Genomic DNA, 1,992 nt, shown 5'->3' with positions numbered 1-1,992 from the left:
TGCATCCTCCGCCCCATGAACTACCGCCACGCCTTCCATGCCGGCAACCCGGCCGACGTCATGAAGCACGCCATCCTGGCGCTGCTGCTGACCCGCCTGACCGCCAAGCCCGCCCCTTTCGCCGTACTGGACACCCATGCCGGCATCGGCCGTTATGACCTGACCGCCAGCGAGGCCACCCGCACCGGCGAAGCCGCGCTAGGCATCCAGCGCCTGCTGCAGGCGGCCGACGCCGGCAGCCTGCCCCCCGCCGCGGCTCAAGCCCTGGCCCCCTATCTGAGCGCCGTCCGCGCGGTGGGCGGCACGACGGTCGGCGAGCCGCTGACCAGCTATCCAGGCTCCCCCTGCCTGGCGCGGGCCTTCCTGCGCCAGGATGACCGCCTGATCCTGGCGGAACTGCACCCGGAGGATGCCCAGACGCTAAAAGGCGTGTTCCGGGGCGACCGGCAGGTCGCGGTGCACCACATGGACGGCTGGACTGCGCTCAAGGCCCACCTGCCGCCCAGGGAGAAGCGGGGCCTGGTGCTGATCGACCCGCCGTTCGAGGCGGCTGACGATTTCGACCGGCTGGTGGCCGGGCTGGCACTGGCCCACGGCCGCTGGCCCACCGCCACTTATGCCCTGTGGTACCCCATCAAGGACCGGGCGGTGAGTTGGCACCTGCACCAGCGGCTGGAGGACAGCGGCATTCCCAAAATCCTCGCGACCGAACTGACCTGGAACGATGACGGCCGCATGGACCGCCTGAACGGTTCCGGCATGATTTTGGTAAACCCGCCCTGGCAATTGGATGAAACTTTAGGGCAAATGTTGCCCGCACTGCACGAGGCCCTTGGCTTCACCCAAGGTATCGCCCATGTTGAATGGGTCGCCGGCGAACGTATTGCCTAAGGACATAATCTTTAGGTTAGGTCAAGCCGCGAGCGACACGAGCGGGTGCGACGGGGAAAGAGGATCGAGCGGATGGCGCAGAACGGTCAGCGGCCTTTCATGGCGGAAATTCAGCGGCAGCGGCGGGCGCAGGATCAGCCCGGGACCGTGGACGCGCTGTCGCTGGCTTCGTCACTATCTCCGGCCGCCCTGGCGCCCTTGACGCCGGCGCAAGAGATTCGGCTGGACACCACGGAGGTGATGGAGGCCATCCAGCACCTGGGGCAAAAGCTGGACCGTTTCCTCAACACCGACCACACCCAGATCGAGGCGATCCATGTTGAGATCGCCGACATCGCCGGCCGCATCAAGGCCACCAAGCTGGAAATGGCCGCGCTGCGCCACCCGCTGGCCAAAGACGACACCTTCATGGAGGCCAGCCAGCAGCTGACCGCTGTCGTCGCCTCCACCGAGGCTGCCACCAACAGCATCATCCAGGCGGCGGAAGAGATCGACGACATCGCCAACGAGGTCCGATCCCAGCTGCCGGAAGGCTATCAGAACTCCCGCCTCAAGGATCTGAATGAGGTCACGCTGCGCATTTTCGAGGCGTGCAATTTCCAGGATCTCACCGGCCAGCGAATCACCAAGGTGGTCCAGGCCCTGAGCTTCATCGAGGAGCGGGTGGAGGCCATGATGTCGGTCTGGAACACCAAGGAGTTCGAGACTATGCCCCTGCCCCCGTCCATCCATAAGCATGACGAGGGTCTGGAACTGCACGGCCCCGTCAAGGATGGCGGCCAGACCATCTCCCAGGCCGACATCGACGCGCTGTTTGATTGATTCCACGCGCTCTTTAGCGCCTATGGATCATCCGGTCCTTCGTCGTCTCGCGCCGCGTTTCCCGCGCCCCCCCGGCGGATGCGGACATGTTCCGCATCGGCGCGAGCCAATGCCTAAGCCCCGTAAGCGGTCTTCTTTTCGGTCACCAGTTGAGAGTTCTTCACGCTGGGGAAACCATAAATGGGAACAGGGGCCCAAAGGGGCCCCTGCACCGTGCACCAGCCCCGGTGGGGCGGAAACATTTCGTCGATATTCAGTTGGTCAGCGTGCCCGCCATGA

The 1,992-nt window shown here is 65.0% G+C and carries 2 protein-coding genes; both read left to right on the top strand.

Annotated features, from left to right (window positions below; genetic code table 11):
• On the top strand, window positions 1-891 hold an 891-nt coding region (locus I55_RS27035; protein ID WP_252181338.1), incomplete at its 5' end, for a 23S rRNA (adenine(2030)-N(6))-methyltransferase RlmJ.
• Between the two features lie 72 nt (window positions 892-963).
• Window positions 964-1,713 carry a protein phosphatase CheZ gene (locus tag I55_RS27030; protein ID WP_044563837.1) on the top strand — a complete coding sequence of 250 codons (750 nt, stop codon included), beginning with the start codon at window positions 964-966 and terminating at the stop codon, window positions 1,711-1,713.
• The last annotated feature ends 279 nt before the right edge of the window (window positions 1,714-1,992 follow it).

Source organism: Azospirillum sp. B4, assembly GCF_000333275.1.
Lineage (GTDB): Bacteria > Pseudomonadota > Alphaproteobacteria > Azospirillales > Azospirillaceae > Nitrospirillum.
The sequence above is the reverse complement of the archived record's forward strand: the minus strand, read 5'-3'. Positions and strand labels throughout refer to the sequence as shown.

Coding starts and splice junctions, on each gene's coding strand:
- I55_RS27030 (WP_044563837.1), top strand. CDS start 964: ATGGCGCAGAACGGTCAGCGGCCTTTCATGGCGGAAATTCAGCGGCAG.